Origin of the sequence: Pseudoalteromonas lipolytica (assembly GCF_001306915.1) — a bacterium.
GTDB classification, from domain to species: domain Bacteria; phylum Pseudomonadota; class Gammaproteobacteria; order Enterobacterales; family Alteromonadaceae; genus Pseudoalteromonas; species Pseudoalteromonas simplex.
Map to the genome: position 1 here is coordinate 166,148 of NZ_LJTC01000002.1, position 20,078 is coordinate 186,225.

At 38.7% G+C, this 20,078-nt stretch carries 11 protein-coding genes; 6 read left to right on the forward strand and 5 right to left on the reverse strand.

Annotated features, from left to right (window positions below; translation table 11 throughout):
• Positions 1–2: 2 nt before the first annotated feature.
• Together clpA and clpS are read right to left on the reverse strand one after the other, a co-directional pair.
• On the reverse strand, positions 3–2,267 hold the full coding sequence (gene clpA / locus AOG27_RS02665; protein ID WP_054551469.1) for an ATP-dependent Clp protease ATP-binding subunit ClpA: 2,265 nt from the start codon (positions 2,265–2,267) through the stop codon (positions 3–5).
• Positions 2,268–2,338: 71 nt separating this feature from the next.
• Positions 2,339–2,647 (reverse strand): ATP-dependent Clp protease adapter ClpS, encoded by a 309-nt coding sequence (gene clpS / locus AOG27_RS02670; RefSeq protein ID WP_161804337.1) that lies wholly within the window; start codon positions 2,645–2,647, stop codon positions 2,339–2,341.
• 209 nt (positions 2,648–2,856) lie between these two features.
• Between clpS and cspD the strand changes: the two genes are divergently transcribed.
• Together cspD and AOG27_RS02680 are read left to right on the forward strand one after the other, a co-directional pair.
• Positions 2,857–3,072, forward strand: a complete 216-nt coding sequence (cspD, locus tag AOG27_RS02675; RefSeq protein ID WP_036968098.1) for a cold shock domain-containing protein CspD — start codon at positions 2,857–2,859, stop codon at positions 3,070–3,072.
• Between the two features lie 433 nt (positions 3,073–3,505).
• Positions 3,506–5,728 carry an NADP-dependent isocitrate dehydrogenase gene (locus tag AOG27_RS02680; protein WP_054551471.1) on the forward strand — a complete coding sequence of 741 codons (2,223 nt, stop codon included), beginning with the start codon at positions 3,506–3,508 and terminating at the stop codon, positions 5,726–5,728.
• A gap of 98 nt (positions 5,729–5,826) precedes the next feature.
• Here the strand turns inward: AOG27_RS02680 and AOG27_RS02685 are convergent, their stop codons facing one another.
• Together AOG27_RS02685 and AOG27_RS02690 are read right to left on the reverse strand one after the other, a co-directional pair.
• A complete protein-coding gene (locus tag AOG27_RS02685) occupies positions 5,827–7,845 on the reverse strand; it encodes an ATP-binding protein (protein WP_054551472.1) in 2,019 nt (672 codons plus the stop codon).
• Positions 7,846–8,004: 159 nt separating this feature from the next.
• Positions 8,005–14,319 carry a M4 family metallopeptidase gene (locus tag AOG27_RS02690; RefSeq protein ID WP_054551473.1) on the reverse strand — a complete coding sequence of 2,105 codons (6,315 nt, stop codon included), beginning with the start codon at positions 14,317–14,319 and terminating at the stop codon, positions 8,005–8,007.
• Positions 14,320–14,522: 203 nt separating this feature from the next.
• Here AOG27_RS02690 and AOG27_RS02695 point away from each other — a divergent pair, with 203 nt between their 5' ends.
• The 3 genes from AOG27_RS02695 (at position 14,523) to AOG27_RS02705 (ending at position 18,027) form a co-directional block, all read left to right on the forward strand.
• A complete protein-coding gene (locus tag AOG27_RS02695; RefSeq protein WP_054551474.1) occupies positions 14,523–15,812 on the forward strand; it encodes a diguanylate cyclase domain-containing protein in 1,290 nt (429 codons plus the stop codon).
• A gap of 97 nt (positions 15,813–15,909) precedes the next feature.
• Entirely contained in the window at positions 15,910–16,803 is an 894-nt protein-coding gene (locus AOG27_RS02700; protein ID WP_054551475.1) for a TIGR01777 family oxidoreductase, read from the forward strand.
• A gap of 81 nt (positions 16,804–16,884) precedes the next feature.
• Positions 16,885–18,027 carry a GGDEF domain-containing protein gene (locus AOG27_RS02705; protein WP_054551476.1) on the forward strand — a complete coding sequence of 381 codons (1,143 nt, stop codon included), beginning with the start codon at positions 16,885–16,887 and terminating at the stop codon, positions 18,025–18,027.
• An 18-nt stretch (positions 18,028–18,045) separates the two neighbouring features.
• On the opposite strand, the gene AOG27_RS02710 is transcribed toward AOG27_RS02705, so the two are convergent.
• A complete protein-coding gene (locus AOG27_RS02710; RefSeq protein ID WP_054551477.1) occupies positions 18,046–18,996 on the reverse strand; it encodes a LysR family transcriptional regulator in 951 nt (316 codons plus the stop codon).
• Between the two features lie 110 nt (positions 18,997–19,106).
• On the opposite strand from AOG27_RS02710, the gene AOG27_RS02715 reads away from it, so the two are divergent.
• The gene (locus AOG27_RS02715; protein WP_054551478.1) at positions 19,107–20,048 is read left to right on the forward strand and encodes a sodium-dependent bicarbonate transport family permease; all 942 of its coding nucleotides are present in this window, start codon (positions 19,107–19,109) and stop codon (positions 20,046–20,048) included.
• Positions 20,049–20,078: the final 30 nt, after the last annotated feature.

Here is a 20,078-nt window from a genome sequence, read left to right on the forward strand (position 1 = left end):
AATTAAGCCGTTTCTAAGCTAGTCTCAAAGTCAAAGTGGATTTTCTTGTCCTTAATCGAAACCTTAACTGAACCACCATCGGCTAGCTCACCAAACAAGATTGCATTTGCCAGCGGCTTTTTAAGCTCATCTTGGATAACACGTGCCATCGGACGTGCCCCCATTGCTTTATCGTAGCCTTTATCTGCCAACCACTCTCTTGCTTTGGATGTAAGCTCAAGATTAACCGACTTCTTATCAAGTTGCGCTTGTAACTCAACAATGAACTTATCAACCACTTGCAAGATAATCTCTTTCTCAAGGTGATTAAACCAAATGATATTATCTAAACGGTTTCTAAACTCAGGTGAAAACACTTTGTTGATTTCACTCATCGCATCATGAGAATGGTCTTGCTCAGTAAAGCCAATTGACTTACGTACAGTCTCTTGAACACCCGCATTCGTCGTCATCACCAATACTACATTTCTGAAATCGGCTTTACGACCGTTATTATCAGTAAGTGTACCGTGATCCATTACTTGCAGTAGAATGTTGTAAATATCTGAATGTGCTTTTTCAATTTCGTCTAGTAGTACAACTGCATGCGGATTTTTAATTACCGCTTCAGTTAATAAACCACCTTGCTCAAAACCTACATAGCCAGGAGGTGCACCAATTAGACGACTGACCGCATGACGTTCAACATATTCAGACATATCAAAACGAATAAACTCAACACCCATACACTTAGCAAGCTGCTTAGTAACTTCTGTTTTACCAACTCCTGTTGGGCCTGCAAATAAGAACGAACCCACTGGTTTATCTTCGTTAGCAAGACCTGAGCGTGATAAGCGAATTGCTGAAGTCAACGCATCGATTGATTGGTCTTGACCAAACACTAGCATCTTCAGGTTACGATCAAGGTTTTTAAGTGTTTCTTTATCGCTTGACGAAACGCTTTGCTGAGGGATACGCGCCATCTTAGATACAATTAGCTCGATATCAGCCACGCCAATTGTTTTCTTACGTTTAGAAACTGGCTGTAAACGTTGATTAGCACCAGCCTCATCAATAACATCAATAGCCTTGTCTGGTAAGTGACGTTCATTTATGTATTTAGCACTAAGTTCTGCAGCTGCTTTCAATGCTTTTTGTGTGTAACGAATACCATGGTGCTCTTCGTAACGCTCTTTTAAGCCGTTAAGAATCTTCGTGGTATCAGCCACACTTGGTTCAAGCACATCAATTTTTTGGAAACGACGTACTAGCGCACGGTCTTTTTCAAAGATATTCTTGAACTCATTATAAGTAGTCGAGCCCATGCAGCGCAGTTTACCACTTGAAAGTAGCGGTTTGATTAGGTTCGATGCATCCATTACCCCGCCCGATGCTGCACCGGCGCCAATGATGGTATGAATTTCATCAATAAATAAAATTGAACCTGGTTTAGCCTGTAACTCTTTAAGTAGCGATTTGAAACGTTTTTCGAAGTCGCCACGGTATTTAGTACCCGCTAATAACGCGCCCATGTCGAGTGAGTAGACCACTGCATCGGCAATCACTTCAGGTACTTCTTTGTTTACAATACGATAAGCTAGGCCTTCAGCTATGGCTGTTTTACCCACCCCTGCTTCACCAACCAATAGCGGGTTATTTTTCTTACGACGACATAACACTTGTACTGTGCGTTCAACTTCGTTGTCGCGGCCCACTAATGGGTCAATATTGCCATCAATGGCCTGTTGATTCAGGTTGGTCGTGAAGTTTTCAAGCTTAGTTGGCTCTTCACCTTGCACTTCTTGAACTTCTTCATGAATGTCATCGTGATCTTCACCGCCAATGTCGTCATCTGTTTTAGAAATACCATGCGAAATAAAGTTAACAATATCCAAACGGTTAACATCTGATTTTTTAAGTAAATAAACTGCTTGGCTCTCTTGTTCAGAAAAAATTGCCACTAGCACATTCACGCCAGTAACTTCGTTTTTGCCTGATGACTGCACGTGAAATACAGCGCGCTGTAATACACGCTGAAAACCTAACGTCGGTTGTGTTTCTCTGTCTTCCTCAAGATCAGGAATAACCGGTGTTGTTTCGTCAATAAAATCTGATAATTCGACTTTTAATGCGCCCATATCTACGCCGCAGGCGTTAAGCGCTTCCCCAGCAGAAGGGTTATCGAGCAGTGCAAGTAAAAGATGCTCGACGGTCATAAATTCATGACGACGTGTTCTAGCTTCGCGAAACGCCGCATTTAAGGTTAGTTCTAAGTCTTTGTTTAGCATTGGCAACCCCTTACTGAGATAATATTTATATACCGTTGTGACGGGCTAATTAGTTCACCCTACCTTGGTATTTATTCCTGCTCACAACTACATAGCAGTGGATGCTCGTTGTCTCGTGCGTAACGATTAACTTGTTCAGCTTTGGTATGAGCTACATCAGCGCTGTAAACACCGCATATCGCTTTACCATTATGATGAACTTGAAGCATCACATCTGTTGCTCTATCGCTATCCATATTAAAAAACGTCATTAGTACTTCTATCACAAAGTCCATAGGCGTGTAATCATCATTATTTAAAATGACTTTATATTTTCGCGGTGGTTGCAATTTTTGCTTTTCACTATCGCGAACCGTTTCAATAACACCAGAATCTTTCATGCCACTCATAATTAAATATAGTCTTGTCTTTAGAACTCAAGCAAACTTGAATAAAAAAATAAATAAATTGTTAAAAAATAGTCTAAAACACTTGACTGACTGGCTAAATAAACTACAGTCAAATATAGATTGATTAATCATTAGTCAGTCTAGCAAATTACACGGTTTAGAATAACTAAATTAGTCAACTTATAGAAGGATGTAGAAGTATGGCTTGTGGAAAAGTCAAATGGTTCAACAATGCCAAAGGTTTTGGCTTCATCGTAGAAGACGGCAGCGAGACTGATATCTTCGCTCATTACTCAACGATTGTAATGGACGGTTATAAAACACTTAAAGCTGGTCAAGATGTAACATTCGAATTGCAACAAGGTCCAAAAGGGTTACACGCAACGAATATTGCGCCTAACGATGAAATCTCTTAGGTAAAACCTATTCGAGTATCAAGCGAGCGACCTTGTTAAGTTCCTCGCTTACTCTTCCACTAAAATTTATCCTTACACTTACCTTGAAATTCCATTTGTTTACCCCAATTGATTAATTGTTATTAGCCCTTTAGAGCCAAGCTTGTTACACTCTTGTTGCTTAAATTTAGCTTTTTCGTCATTTTGACGTAAGGCTTTTGGCTAATTTCATGATTTGCTTATTTGAGCTATAAGAATTTTACAGTCTGTCAGCTGTGGTTATTTTAATACTTTGTATTGAGTGGCAACAGCTAACAGACTGCTTGCTGTTGTTTTATCAAGGTACCTAAAGCTTGGTAATTCAAAGCTATCTATTGCATTGTTGAATATGGCTAATTAAGGGTTACTGTTAGCAGTCATTACCAAACATTACGCCAACTATCTAGGAATGATGATGACATCAAAAATTATCTATACTAAAACAGATGAAGCGCCAGCTCTTGCGACGTATTCATTGTTACCAATCATCCAAGCGTATACAAACGCTGCTGGTGTTGAAGTTGAAACTCGCGATATTTCATTAGCGGGTCGTGTAATTGCAAACTTCCCTGAGTACTTAACTGAAGATCAACGTATTGATGATGCACTTGCAGAATTAGGTGAAATGGCTAAAACACCTGAAGCTAACATTATCAAACTACCTAATATCAGTGCTTCTATCCCTCAGCTACGTGCAGTAATCAAAGAGTTACAAGAAAAAGGTTACGCATTACCTGACTACCCTTCAGAGCCAAAAACTGATGAAGAAAAGAAAGTTAAAGCAACTTACGACAAAATCAAAGGTTCTGCTGTAAACCCGGTACTTCGTGAAGGTAACTCAGACCGTCGTGCTCCAGGTTCAGTAAAAGAGTACGCACGTAACAATCCACACTCAATGGGCGCATGGAGCAAAGATTCAAAGTCTTACGTTGCTAGCATGGAAGACGGTGACTTCTTCGGTTCAGAGCAATCAGTCACTGTTGAACAAGCAACTGACGTACGTATCGAGCATGTTGCTGAAAATGGTGATATCACAGTTCTTAAAGCAAGCACACCATTACTAGCAGGTGAAGTAATTGACGCTTCGCGAATGAGTGCTGCTAAGCTTCAAGCTTTCCTTGCAAAAGAAATTCAAGCAGCAAAAGACAAAGGCGTGTTGTTCTCATTACATATGAAAGCAACGATGATGAAAGTGTCTGACCCAATCATCTTCGGTCACGCTGTAAAAGTTTTCTTCAAAGACGTTTTCACAAAACACGCTGATCTTTTCAAAGAGCTAGATGTTGACGTAAACAACGGCTTTGGTGATGTATTCTCAAAAATTGAAAGCCTAGATGCAGCTAAAAAAGCTGAAATCGAAGCGGATATCCAAGCGGTATACGACAACAACCCTGCTATTGCAATGGTTGATTCTGACCGTGGTATCACGAACCTTCACGTACCAAGTGATGTGATCATCGATGCATCAATGCCTGCTGCAATCCGTTCTAGCGGCCAAATGTGGAATAGCGAAGGTAAATTACAAGACACGAGCTTTGTCATTCCAGATCGTTGTTACTCAGGTGTTTACCAAGCAACTATCGATTTCTGTAAAGAAAACGGTGCATTCGATCCAACTACTATGGGTAGCGTACCTAACGTTGGTCTTATGGCTCAAAAAGCTGAAGAGTACGGTTCACATGACAAAACGTTCGAAGTAGCAGCAGCTGGTACAATCCGTGTTGTAGACACAGCTGGTACAACTTTACTTGAGCATGCTGTTGAGCAAGGCGATATCTGGCGTATGTGTCAGGTTAAAGATGCACCAATTCAAGATTGGGTTAAACTTGCTGTTAACCGTGCTCGCGCAACGAGCACGCCAGCAGTTTTCTGGTTAGACGAAAACCGTGCTCACGATGCTGAGTTAATCAAAAAAGTAAACGCGTATCTGCCAAACCACGATACTGATGGTCTTGAAATCCACATTTTAGCACCTGTTGAAGCAACTAAATTTTCTTTAGAGCGCATCAAAGAAGGTAAAGACACTATTTCAGTAACAGGTAACGTACTACGTGACTACCTAACTGATTTATTCCCAATCCTTGAGCTTGGTACAAGTGCTAAAATGCTTTCAATCGTACCACTTATGAATGGTGGTGGTTTATTCGAAACAGGTGCCGGTGGTTCTGCGCCTAAGCACGTTCAACAATTCGAAAAAGAAAACCACTTACGATGGGATTCATTAGGTGAATTCTTAGCACTAGCGGCTTCTTTAGAGCACTTAGCAGTTAATGCTGGTAATAAGAAAGCGCAAGTACTTGCTGATACGCTTGATAAAGCGACAGGTACTTTCCTAGCGGAAAACAAATCACCTTCACGTAAAGTGAAAGAGATTGATAACCGTGGTTCGCACTTCTTCCTTTCATTATTCTGGGCACAAGAACTTGCTGCACAAAATGATGACGCGGAATTAAAAGCACAGTTCACGCAAATTGCTGCTGATCTTGAGTCTCAAAAAGACCAAATCGTTGCTGAGTTAAACGATGCACAAGGTCCTGCTATGAGTGTTGGTGGTTACTTCCAACCAAATGATGAGTTAGCATTCAAAGCGATGCGCCCAAGCTCTACATTTAATGATATATTAGCAAAGTTAGTTTAATCTCAAACTAAGCTTACGAAAAAGGGTTATCAATTTGATAACCCTTTTTTATTGGACTCTGATCGCGAGCCATTTAGTGAGGTTAATTAGAAAAAACATTACATAAATAAGTGCTCTTTTGCTGAAATAATAGCTTGTTCTATGGCTGTATTTTTAACAGGTTTAGAAACAAACAAGTCCATACCAGCTCGCTTACATGCAGCCTTATCATCGGCTGAAGTATTAGCTGTCAAAGCAACTATGTAAGTTTTATGTACCGGGCAAATTAGTTCTTCTCTTAAAATACTAGTTGCTTCAATACCATCCATTTCAGGCATTACACAATCCATAAATATTAGATTGTAGTTATTTTGTTTGCACTTATTTATCGCATCAATACCATCGCATGCATAATCGGCAGTTAAACCTAACTTTTCTAAATGGGCTTTTAGAACAAAACGATTAATTTGATTATCATCAACAACAAGTATCGACAATGGCAAGGTTGAAAAGTCAATATTTGCGGCAGTAATAAGGTCAGACGTCTGAGCTACTCCCCTTTTTAAAGTTAATTGAATATCAAAACAACTTCCTTTGCCGTATTCGCTAGTAACTTTAATAGAGCCGCCCATGTAGTCAATAAGTTCCTTAACTATTGCAAGGCCAAGCCCTGTACCACCTTTTTTACGCTCTTTGTTTACTTCTTGTGTAAAGGGAGAGAATAGTGACTTCATAAAAGATTCTGACATGCCGACACCACTATCACTTACCCGCAGATTTAGAAGCACATCATCACCTTGTTGCTGTGCGACAGCGCGCAATTTAATATCACCTTGCTCAGTAAATTTTAATGCGTTGCTTAACAAGTTAGACACTATTTGGGTGATCCGCGTGTTATCACAGTAAGTCCAGCACTTATCACTGATATCAATATCAACTTCAAAATTTAAGTTCTTTTCTTGGTATAGCGGTAAATATAACGAAGCAAGGTCAACAAAAATTGTCTTTAACAAGAAATGACATGGCTCTAGTTTCAGCTCTCCATGGTTAATTTTCGAAAAATCGAGAACTTCATTAATAATATTAAGCAATATATCGGCGCTACGAAGCGCAACTTTCAACTTCTCTTCACGCTTTTGCTCAGATTTCTCATAAAGCAAAGTCGTCAACATGCCAGTTATACCATTCAACGGAGTACGTAATTCATGACTTATTTTTGCAAGTAAAATACTACGATCTTCTAAGGTGCGTTCTGCGTCAGCCTTTTGCTTTTTAAGTTCTTCTCGCAATAATACCGATTTAGTAATATCTTGAAATGTACCTATTAATCTTACGCACTTTCCGTTTTTGAATTCAGGTTCACCAAAAGTGGATACCCATATAGGTTTACCTTTCGCTGTGATCAATTCAATTTCGATATTCCACTGTTTTCCATCTTCAATAGCTTCTTTCACAGCAAGCTCAATGGCATCCCTACTTGGCCCTTTTTTGTAATATTCTATGGCATTATCAAGTAAGGGAGTAAAATCTTCTGGTACCTCATGGATCGCTTTTGTTTGTTTACTCCAATAAAGGCGATTTGATGCAAGATCTAACTCCCATGAACCAATCTTCGCAACTTTCTCAACTTGAGCAAGCATAGAGTTCTTTTTTATTAATTTTTTTGATGCTGAATTTCGTGCAAACTCATTTCCAAGCCATTGCGCAAAAAGCTCAACATAATCATGGGCATCATCATTAAAAGGCGGTGAAGCTTGCGGTGCAGAAAAGTTAAGAGTACCAAAGACTTTATTACCTACAAAAATAGGTGCGCCAATATAAGATTCAAGTTTGAAATTCAGATAACAAGGATGCTCTGCAATAGTACTTTTAGAGGCTTGATGAAAAGATATCGCTTTATTCGCTGTGAGCGTATGGGTGCAATACGTACCCGATAGTTCAAACTGAGTACCAACAGCAATTGCATCATCTGGAGCAATTACGTGTATGACCGTGTAAACATTATTTTCTACACGACTAATTATCGCAAAATCAAGATTAAATACATCTAGACCAAATTTTAGTAACTCTGTTATTTTCTCTGAGAAGTCAGTATTTTGATCAGATACGATGTTGTGAAATTGGCGCAGAAAGTTCAACCTAGCTCCCTAGTTACACGAATTTTATTTTGCTTTAATAAGCATACCAAGAATTTCAAATAACAACAGTAGTAATCATAATTTATGACTGTATTTAAATTATTTATAATGACTTGCTCCTATTAAAAAAGCCCCTTAAAAGGGGCTTTTTTCGCTATTTTAATCTCTGTATAGTCGCCTTCTATAAACAAAAGGTAACAAAGCAATGAGAAATACAAAAACGCCACCGCTACTAGATTCAGCTTTATCACTATTGCTAGTAGTAGGTACATTTTTAACAGTAACATCTATCGATTGTTCTGTAGTTCCTTCCCCATCCGAAACTGCTACTTTGAATTTGAGCAATGAATCCTCTGAAACAGCTGGAGATTTGAATTTTAACGTTGCCGAATTCGATTGAAGAATATCAGCTTGAAGACCTTGCGTTTGCGTCCAATTGTAAGTTAACGACTGTGATTCCTTATCTGTCGCAGAAACGGTAATTACACCGTCTGCATTCTCATTAACTGTATAACTACTAGCAAGTTCAAGAGTTGGCAATTGGTTTACATGCACGAATAGAACAGATTGTTCATGAACAAATTCCTCATAACCATCGTTAATGGTTAAAGAAATTGTCCCTTGCTTTGACTCTATTAGCTCTGACACTTTTAAGATTGCTATACTTTCATTTTGGTTTTCGATAGTAACTTCAGGTATTGAAATAGACCAGTGATACGTTAGCTCATCTGCGTCGCTATCTGACGTGCCTGACGCATCTAAAACGAAAGTATGCAGCTCTTCTATCGTTTCAGGAATAATAAGAGACAATGTCGGTGCGCTATTAAGACTTTCTTGTGCCAGTTTTGCGACAACCTCAACAAAACCATTTTTCTCGCCGTCTAAGTCAAACTCACTACCATCTTCAATCCTAATCACTGAACAATTGCTGCACTCAGCACTAAACTCGCTGTTTTCAATTATCTCTACCGATTTCCAACCATTTAACGTTAGTACGCGTGCTTGTAGCTCATCGCTTAATAAAGCGTTTTCGAGCATTGGTAAAGCAAGGTCTACTGATTCTGTACGCTGAGCGAGCTCAACATTGATGTTTATCATGTCACTCTTCAATTGGAAATGAGGATCTTCAACCCTCATCTCGGTGAAGGCATCAAGCAGTTGGCCCTCAGAGACATTCATATTTTCTATGAAGTGCTCACTGTGAGTGCGAATAACGTCACCTGCTCTGATGATATGGAAAACATTGTTCGTATATACATAAGAGTCAGATGCGAGTACCCCTTTCGAGGTGTTTGCTGAATTATCTAAGAAATCAACAATCCCATCACCATCACTGTCGCCTATCCACTCTATGCTATCAGGGATATTATCACCATCGGTGTCGACGCTTTCATCATCAAAGGTAACATGATTAATCAATGGCACAGTCTCAGTTTTCGTCAGAACCGACTCTCCATTTTGTAAAATGTCATACTGTAAGGTAATGTCTCCTTGCCAAGCATCTTCAATACCAAAATAGCCACTCCAAATTGATGTGTCATACATATACACGTCAACTTCATTGATGACTTGTTCAGCAGATAATAATGTTACTTTTAGCTCTAAACTTTCATAATTTGAAAAGCCATATACTTGTATATAAAGTTCGGCGCTATTCCCTTTGACCAAACTTGCCATTTTCTTACCATTTTGTTTATAAGTGGCACTGATAGTACGTGGAGCTTCTTCATCTAAATGAATTATTTCAGATTTACTAAACTCCCCTGTATAACCGCCGTCGTATACTTCAAGCTCAATTGAATCAACTGACGAGTCAAGCGTATTTCCTAATACTACATTCTTGATCCCTTCGATACTGTAGTCACTAAAATAGTGGCTATAATTGCCAGCAGTTAAATTCAAGCCCAAGTAACCATTTAACGGCTTACCTCTTACATTAAGCGCAACGACAGGCAGAACATTTCGATAAACATAGGTAAAAGGCTGAATATCAATACGAGGATTTATATGAAGGTTAACAGTGCCTGAGGCTGTATTACCTGCATTATCGCTTGCCGTAATATCTAAAGAGTAACGCCCTGATTCAAATTCTATATCTAGCCCTGATCCGACAGTTATTTCTTTGATGCCTGATACCCTATCAAAAACAATAAATTGCTCTAGCAAGGTTTCAAACAATTGTTCTTCAGTAAATTCTCCGTTCATAGCGACGACATCGTTTCGGATGGTTGGAGCCGTCGTATCAGTAACAAAGAATGTTTGCACAGCTCTTGCGCTATTCCCTGCAATATCTTCAGCGACCCAAGTTACTTGATTCTCGCCATATACTAGCGTTCTAGATAAAGGGTATACCTCAACTGCTGCTCTATTGTTATCAGTAACCTCAGGATAAAGACTTCTAGGAATAGATGTGTTTTCATAGACACCTTCAATTGTCACAGCTGTCAAATCAGAGAAAACTGGTGGTAAATTTTCTCCTAAATTTGGATCATCTGGATGACTATCCTCACTATCAACCACACCATCTGAATCAGTATCTTCAGCTGTTGGGTTTGACCCTATTTCAAATTCAGTTAAGTTAGTCAAACCATCTCTGTCTAAATCTTGACTTGCATCGTATGAGTCAAGAACATTTAAGCCAAATTGATACTCCCAAAAATCTGCAATACCGTCATTGTCGGTATCTAAACGAGTATCAACCTCTGTAACCCACATAACTCTATCAATAAAGAATGGATCATAGCGGTAAAAATTAGCATCAACTAGATTAAGTTTTATGACGTTGAAGCCATCAGTGACAGGTATTAGTAAACGAGACTCATTATATTGAACCTGAATATTTTCGTTGTTTAGTTGAACATTAAAGCGGTCATATTTGTTAACTCTATAGTCAATTGTGATAAACCCCTGCTCAAACAAGCCAGCAATAGCAAAACCTGCATTTACTTCTGTATAATTTTCGCCATCAAACTTAGGATTGAAAGAAAGGCTATTCACTCCGTTAGAAGACCAAGTATCACTTGAAATCCAGTCAACATTATTTGCTGCTAACACCGTAAAGCGGTTAGGTAATCCTGCACTTTCAAAGCTTTCGAAAAGGTTATTAATTGCTGAAGGCGTTGAAGCGTTTTCTGAAGGCGAGCTTTGTGCATAATACTCTTGTACGTCTGTATAACCATCTTCATCTAAATCAGCACCAGTAACATTTGCATTAATCGGTGAGGTCATAAGTACATTTACTTCGTAACCGTCAGGAAGTTCATCTCCATCACTATCCGAAAGCCTAGGATCTGTTCCAATACCATACTCTTGCAGAGCTGTTAATGCGTCATTATCGTAGTCAGAAGATGCATCATTAGCATCAGTTAAATTAAGCCCATTTTCAACTTCCCAAAAATCTGGCAACCCATCACTATCTGTATCAGCATCGCTCGTTTTAGTAATAAACTTAAAATTATCTAGCCAAACAGCATCCTCTCCAGTAGATATTGATCCATCTTTTGAATATGAAAACTCAATAACGTTAACACCTTCGGGGATTTTAACAATTACCGACCCTTCTTTAGTCCCAGCGATCCACTCAATATCACTGTTTGAACCATTAATTTTCATTATAAAAGAGTCGCAACATTCTTCAGACTCTATTTTATAGTCAAATACAAGGTATGCTTCAGCGAAGACGCCTGTAGCACTGAATGAGCTCATTTGACCATCTGAGATTTTACCGGAGCGAATGCTTTGCGAACCATCTGTAGCAAAACTATTATCAATGTACCAATCTGCGTTGTTCTCTGATGAATGGTTAAACCATTGAGGTAGTTGAGAGTCTTCAAATGAACTAGTTAGATTCAATTGCTCTGGAAATGACTCTGCATCCTGCGGATCAGTTTGTAACTGAAACTCGGTAAAGTTGCTAAATCCATCGTTATCACTATCAAGCATAGCATCAGTAGAGTCTGTTAAATTTAGACCATACTCATATTCCCAGCCGTCTGGAATTTGGTCTCCATCTGTATCAAGGTTATTGGGGTCTCCCTGATGTAAAAACTCATTTAGATTACTCAAACCGTCATTATCATTATCTAGTAATGCATCATCTGGATTTGAAGGATCTAAGCCGTGCACAACTTCCCAAGAGTCAGGTATTGAATCACCATCATTATCAGCAAACTCATTACTGATATAAATGTTATCAATGAAGACAGTATCTAAACCGGATGATACAGAACCATCTTTAATATATGCGAATTTAAGTGTATTTAAGCCTGCAGGAATGACCTGCTCGAAAGAGCGCCAATCGGTAATACCAGAATCAATAACAATTAATTGCTCGTTTAGGTATACATACAAATGGTCAAAACCTGCTTCTGTAGAAAGTTTATAAATGAAACTTAAATACTTAGTCTGGTCTGTTACAAAGCTGTATTCAAAACTAGTTGCTTGACTATCGTCAATATCATTATTAGCCAAAGAGAAGCTATAGCTTTCATCTATTTGTGACGTTACCCATGGCGTAGAAGGATCTGTAAAATTAAAACTTTCAGGAACAAGATTATCGTTAAAGTTAAAAGAGATTGTTGCAGGAATTGAAGGCGTAGAATCAGCATCCGTTGGGTCTGAACCTAATAAAAATTCAATTAGGTTAGTGAAGCTATCTTGATCTAAGTCACTTTGTGCATCTGCACTGTCTAGTGGATCTAACGAAAAATTGACTTCCCAACCATCTGTCATTTTGTCGTTATCAGAATCTGGATTAGTTAAGCTCGTTTGATATTCATGATGTTCTTGATAGTCTGTTAGGCCATCGTCATCTGTATCAGAATTATTTGGCAACGAATTTAATCTGTATTCTTCTAGGTTGGTCAATCCATCTTCATCAAGGTCACCTGAGGCATCTGTAGGGTCTGAAGAGTCGAGTGAGTATAACAGCTCCCAGTTGTCATCCATTCCATCGTTATCATTATCAATGAATTGAATATTATTACATACAACACCTACCGTATTGAATGCATCAACAACATCATTTGCCGCATAACCTAAATCAATGGCACTGTTTATTGCACCACATGCTCCATCGATAAAGTCAGTTGAATTAACCCAATAATTTTGGTTTGCGTAAAGCATAATTTGAAAAGCTTTTCGCGGATCCCACTCAGGCTTATTTGCAAGTAAATAAAATGCTCTGTTAAATACACCACTACTGTAATGGACATCAATACCAGAATAAAACTGTGATGCATGGTCTATTGAAATACCATCATTTGACGGTGTTTCAAAATAACGCAATGCAGTTCTATTTTTTGTGATGTCGGCACCCGACAACCAATCTGTAGTGCCTCTGACAAAGTATTCAGCAGTTTCACCAGCCATGTCTGAAAAAGATTCATTTATCCCGCCTGATTGGTCAAAATAAAATAAATTAGAATTTTGTTCTGTTACACCATGACTTACCTCGTGAGATACAATATCCAAAGATACTAGTGGGTAAAAGCTATCAGCACCATCACCAAAACTCATCGCAGAGCCATTCCAGGTGGCGTTTTCCCATCCATCTCCTTGGTGAACACGCAGTAATAATTTAAAGGTCAGGGGCGCCGTGTTGTACCATTGCTCATACATATCAAACACTGAGGTACCAAATGCATGCGCATCGTTTAAAGGCGAATAGGCACCATTGACCTCTTTGTGAGTATTTCGATCACACGGGAATGAAAACGCAGATGATGGCTCACTGCCTGACTCCATCGAAACAGTTTTCACTTTATCATTCTCTAAAAAGCATGTTTCTCCTACTTGAGAAACTGCATAGGCAGGATAATCTTCGCCATATTCATAACGGCCAACTTTCTCATTCCCCCCAGGACCCATCGCCTGTGTGTGCTTAATATTATTCCACGCTTTATACACTTCATAAGTATTTTCATTGATGATAGCTGAAGGCTTTGACTCATGTTCGGCATTTAAAATTTCAAGTTCAATTAAATATGCGTAATGAGCTTTATCATCCTTAACATAAATATAACGTTCTGATTTTATAAGCTTATATGGCAAGTCTAATGACAATTTAGCAGCTTCAAGTACTGCGTTAACTGCAGTATCTAAATCAAATTGATTGTTCGCTCTTAATTGTAATTGCGCATCATTGATGCCGGTCGCAAAAAAGCCACTCATGTGCTGTGACTTATCTTGAACACGAATTTGCTGACCCCAAATAGGAATACCAGAGTAATACTGCTGCAGAATTTTATTTGATGAGCTTTTTCTTAACACACTATTAGAGTGTTGGTGAGTAGAAGTAATTTCTTCAAAATAAGAGCCTTTTATTTGGCTTTTTTGAAGAGTCTGATTCATTAACAACAGGTTTTGAAGTTGAGGCTTGTTAGATGGACTTACCCTTTCGACTGTTGCAGCTTGAAGAGAGTATGCACTGAACATACTAAAAACTGCAGCACCTGCAATTAATCCCTTATGCATAATAGTTCCTTAAATACATTTTTTACTTATTATCGGGACCAAAATACCAAAAATAAACACAATCTGCACCAATTTGTTAAGCTCACATTAATGAATTAGCTAAAATTTCGAATCCATATATCAAAACTCAAACTGGTAAAATACTCAACCTCAGTCAATACTTTATCATTACAGGTTAGTAATTTTAGGCTGTCGCTATTTCAATGTCGCTGAGAATTAAATTCATCTTTTTGCTATCTACCATTTTTTTAGTGGTGGTAGCCAATACCTTCATTATCTATGTATTAGATAAACAAGGTCAGGCTAAGCTTGAGGCAGTGATCCGTACTCATGATGTGCTCGATGAATCAGAAAAGCTCTACAATCAAATAACGAACGCAGAAACCGGGCAACGTGGTTATTTATTAACGCAGGATCTGAACTATTTAGAACCCTACTACGCAGCACTTGAACAAGTTAAACAACATTTTTTAGCCATCAATAGACTAACGCTAAGTAACCCCGAACAACAAAATACACTTGCAGTAATAGATGAGCTAGTCGACAAAAAGTTAGCGGAGTTAGCGTTAACTGTCACACTTGTAATGCAAAACACGCCATATGCAATCGAAGAAGCAAAAGCGATTGTTTTGACGAATGAGGGGAAACAGTATATGGACCAAATCCGTAAGCATATTTTACTGTTTCAAAATATTGAACGTGCCAAGCTAGAACAGCAAAATGCTGACTACCAAAGAAACAGACTATTCATAACTCGGTTTGTTACTTTGCAAATACCACTAATAGTGACCTTGTTAGTTTTTTGTGCTTTTTATATTAATTCAAGACTTTTTAAACCTCTTAAGTTGTTAATTCAAAACACTGAACAACTAGAAAAAGGCGAAAGACCTAAAATGTTGACGATTAATTACAACGATGAAATTGGCTTTGTGTTAAAACGTTTTGCACGCATGAGTGACATTGTTTATAAACGAACGAGCAAGTTAAATTTTCAAGCTAGTCATGATCATCTTACAGGTGTTTTGAATAGAACAGAGCTAAAGCCTGCATTAAAGCAAGCCATTTCTACTTGCTCTAAAGACAGTAAGCTGGCCGTTATATTTATAGATATCAATAAATTCAAAAAACTGAATGATGAGTATGGTCATTTAATTGGTGACCAAATTCTCATTGAAACCGCAAAACGAATTACGTCATCTGTTAGAGCTGATGATGATGTATATCGTTATGGAGGAGATGAGTTTGTCATAATTACACATAATATTGCCAAATACAGATACGTTAATGCGATGATCACTCATTTATTAGCACGTTTTGACAATCCTTTTGTACTCGAACAGCTGACATTAAATATTTCATTAAGTATTGGAGTAGCCCTCGCTCCTGATCACAGCTTAAATCATCAACATCTACTTAAACTCGCTGACCAAGCAATGTATCAGGCTAAGCATGAGTCAAAGAATAGTTATCACATACACAACAATCGCGGCTAGAAGACTAATCTAAATTACTGCTTTATACGTATAAATTTGCAAAAAGCCCCATCACTATGTATAAAAAATACACACAGATTTTAATTAAGGTAGCACTATGCATATTTTATTAACAGGTGGAACAGGCCTCATTGGTAGACATTTGTGCCCTTTCTTACTTAATCACCACAAGGTTACTGTGCTAACACGCAATCCGATACAAGCTGCTGTGATACTAACTCATCAGGTACACACAGTTAAGTCGTTAGATGAAGTCAATTTTGAAGAGATTGATGCTGTCATTAATCTTGCAGGAGAGCCAATAGTCAATAAACGTTGGAGTGAATCGCAAAAGCGCACTTTACTTAATAGCCGGATTAATCTTACCCAACAAATCTCAAAAGCGATTAGCCGCTGTGAGTCCCCTCCTCACACATTCATTTCTGGCAGTGCGATTGGTTTTTATGGCCGTCAAGAAAACCAGCCAATCGATGAAAGCTTTAATGATATATACCCTGAATTTAGCCATGTCCTTTGTCGTGATTGGGAGCATGCCGCAACGAAAGCGCATGGTGATCAAACTCGCGTTTGCTTGCTGCGTACAGGCATCGTTTTAGCAAAACAAGGGGGAGCTTTAGGTAAAATGTTGCCAGCTTTCAAGTTTGGTTTTGGTGGCCCTTTAGGTCATGGTCGTCAAGGGATGTCGTGGATCCATATTGACGACATGATCCAACTCATTCTTTTTGTGCTTTCACATCAAGAAATTCAAGGATCAATTAATGCCACCGCGCCAAACCCCGTTGATAATAATGAATTTAGTCAAACACTTGCGAATGTAATTTCGCGTCCTGCCATGTTGCGTATGCCTAGTTGGGTTCTCAAATTGATGATGGGAGAGATGTCAGATCTTCTACTTCATGGTCAATTTGTGCTTCCCAATAAATTACTTAATCACAATTTTCGCTTCCATTACCCAACATTGAAGCCCGCATTAGAAAGTCTGAAATTATAGTTACAATGTACTAGTTGATAAGATTCAACCAATACATAATAATTAACCTGATTTTAGTCGAGTGATTATCCAGGGAAAATCATGATGCATTTACCCACCATAATCAGCATTTCAATTTTATTGAATGTGATTATTGGAGCGTTTCTACTGTCTTTATATTTCTTGAGACAACAAGCAAGCTATTTATATTGGGGTAGTTCGTGTTTACTTTTCGTATTTGCGCAGATCACCGCATCTCTGCGTGTTTTTATCGACTTCCCCTTAATTACCCATTACTTGGCTGATTTACTCATTATTTCAGCGCCTTTAGCTGCAATTTTAGGGATCCATGCGTTCAGTCAGTCAGATAAAAAATATCATAAAGCCTGTGCATTTGTAGTGACTCTATCCATGCTGATATTGCTGCCAGTGCATGACTCCCCGTTAAACCAAATAATCACCACGGCCATTATCGCCATATGCTTTAGCTACGCTGCTTTTGCCCTCAGAAAACTACAGGTTGAGCGCATCATGCATCTTGCTTTACTAAAACTATGCTTTGTAATTCATGCTTTAATTATGCTTTTACAGTTTTCGCTTTTAGTTTCAGATTATCAAGACATTATTGATACTGATTTAACTCACATTCTCGCGGTCATTCTGATAAGCCATATTATAATTACCACTCTAACCGCCATGATATGGCCATTAATGATGTTTTTAGAATCAGAGCAAGTACTAAACGATCTAGCAAATCGAGATCCACTCACTGGATTATTAAACCGTAGATCATTTATAACAATTAGTAACAGCTACTTAGAACAAGCTAATCATAACCTGACTGAACTCTGCGCTTTGATGATTGATATCGATTTCTTTAAAAAAGTAAATGACCAATATGGTCACGAAACAGGAGATGAAGCACTCAAATGGGTTGCAAAAAAGATTAAAAGCCAACTACGTGAACACGATTTGGTGGCCAGAATCGGTGGTGAAGAATTTGCAGTCATACTACCTAGCACCACTCAAACTCAAGGCGAAAGCCTATCTGAACGAATTCGTTTAGCGATACACAACGATCGTTTCTTTTATCAAAACCAAGCTCTAAAGCTTACGATCAGTGTCGGTATTATTACACATAAATCGGGCACCAATAATGTCAATGAGTTGCTCGCAGAAGCCGATAAAGGTTTGTACAAAGCCAAGTCAAATGGCCGAAATCAAGTTGTAACTATGGCATTTTAAATGCGGTAGTTAGAATCTTTAATTTAAGCTTTCATTGAGTAGGTTTAGCTCATTAGTGACCCACTGTTTATTTAAGCATTGTTCTAAATTCAATTGAGCAAATTTTAAAAAGCTACGCGCCGCATGCGATAAATGGCGATCGGTCCGTACCACAAAATACCAATGACTAGCTAAATTGACATCTTTTACATCTAACATACAAAAACTTGTATCATGGGGTGGCAATACATGGCGAGAAACAACACCTAGCCCCATTCCTGAACCAACCGCAACCCGAATAGCTTCGTTACTTGCCATTTGTACTGTGTTGCTTAATACAAAGCCTCTGCTTTGCAGTTCACTTTCAAACAGCATTCGTGTGGCAGAACCAGGCTCTCGAAGCAAAAAACGTTCAGATACTAAGTCTTGTAATGTGACCTGAGTCTGACTCGCGAGCGCATGGTTGGTTGGTGCAATAAACACTAATGGGTTTTGTAAAAACCGTCCTGCTTTTGCATGTTCTAATGAAGGTGGATGACTAAAGACATAAATATCATCTTCGCCTCTTTCAAAACGGGCTAGCACTTCAGCCCGGTTACCTATTTCAAGTGGCAACTCAACATGAGGGTGTAAATTACTATACGGACCAAGTAACTTAGGCAAGATATATTGCGCGGTGTTAACCATGGCTATTTTACAGCGCCCTCTCTCACCACCTCTAAGCTCAGCAAGATAATCTTGATAGTCATCAAAGTGACCAAACACCTGCTGACAAGTTTGAAACAATGCAAAACCCGCTTCAGTAACATGAATTCGCTGCTGATTAACCATCACTAATGGCTCATTGACTGTTTCTTGTAAGCGTTTAATTTGCTGCGATACCGTTGGTTGCGTTAAATGTAATTGCCTTGCTGTTTCACTAATTGAGCGTGTTTTTACAACGCACATGAATACCTCGAGTAAACGAAAAGAAATATGCCTTAAATCCATAAAATCAAACCCATAGATAAAAACCTATAGGATATTATCATTTATTTTATTATTTACTATGTGATTTTTTATCTAGAATAGCGGCGCTTTTTAATCAAGAGGAGTACAAAGTGCCTGATATTGTTGTAATGTTTTTTGTTTTAGGACTCACTGCCGGATTACTTCGCTCTGACCTAAAAATTCCGCAAGCGACCTATGAAACTCTTAGCCTATTGTTAATGCTCACCATTGGCTTAAAAGGAGGTATGGTGCTGCATGGCAATTTGCATTGGCAACTTCTACCAGAAATGGGCGCTGTATTACTACTTGGTGGCTTAATACCATTGATGCTGTTTCCTATTTTAAACAAACTGCTAAACCTCTCTGTTGCTAATAGCGCAAGTATTGCTGCCCATTACGGCTCAGTAAGCGCAGGTACATTTGCAGTTGCTTTAGCCTATGCTGAATCGAATTCACTTAATGTAGGTGCTGAAGTCACACTTTATTTAGTAATGCTTGAGTTACCTGCGATTATTGTTGGATTGTTACTGTATCGCCGCCTTGGTAATGGTTCTGGACAAAACCTTTCTCTAAAAGCACTTTGGCATGAAACACTTACTAACAAAAGTGTCATTCTGCTAGTTGGTGGTGTAATTATTGGCATGATGTACGGGACGCAACAAGGGAGCCAAGTAACGAGTCTCTTAACGAACAGCTTTAAAGTTGTGCTGGCACTATTCCTACTTGAAATGGGTTTAATGGCTGCACAAACTCTGCGCCCTATTCCATGGCACCAATGGCGATTAGCATTATTTGCTCTTATAACACCAAATTTATTAGGTGCAATCGGGGTCTGCGTTGGTACTGCATTACAACTAGAATTAGGCTCTGTGGTAATACTAGCAAGCCTAGTTGCAAGTGCCTCTTACATTGCAGCCCCTGCCGCGATTAAAGCAGCCATACCCGATGCAGACATTGGTTTAGCCATGTTATGTTCTTTGGGCATTACCTTTCCTTTCAATGTATTAGTAGGAATTGGCTTATACCATCAAATAGCATTATTTATGGGCTAAAAAACGGTCACACCTTAACTTTATTAATGA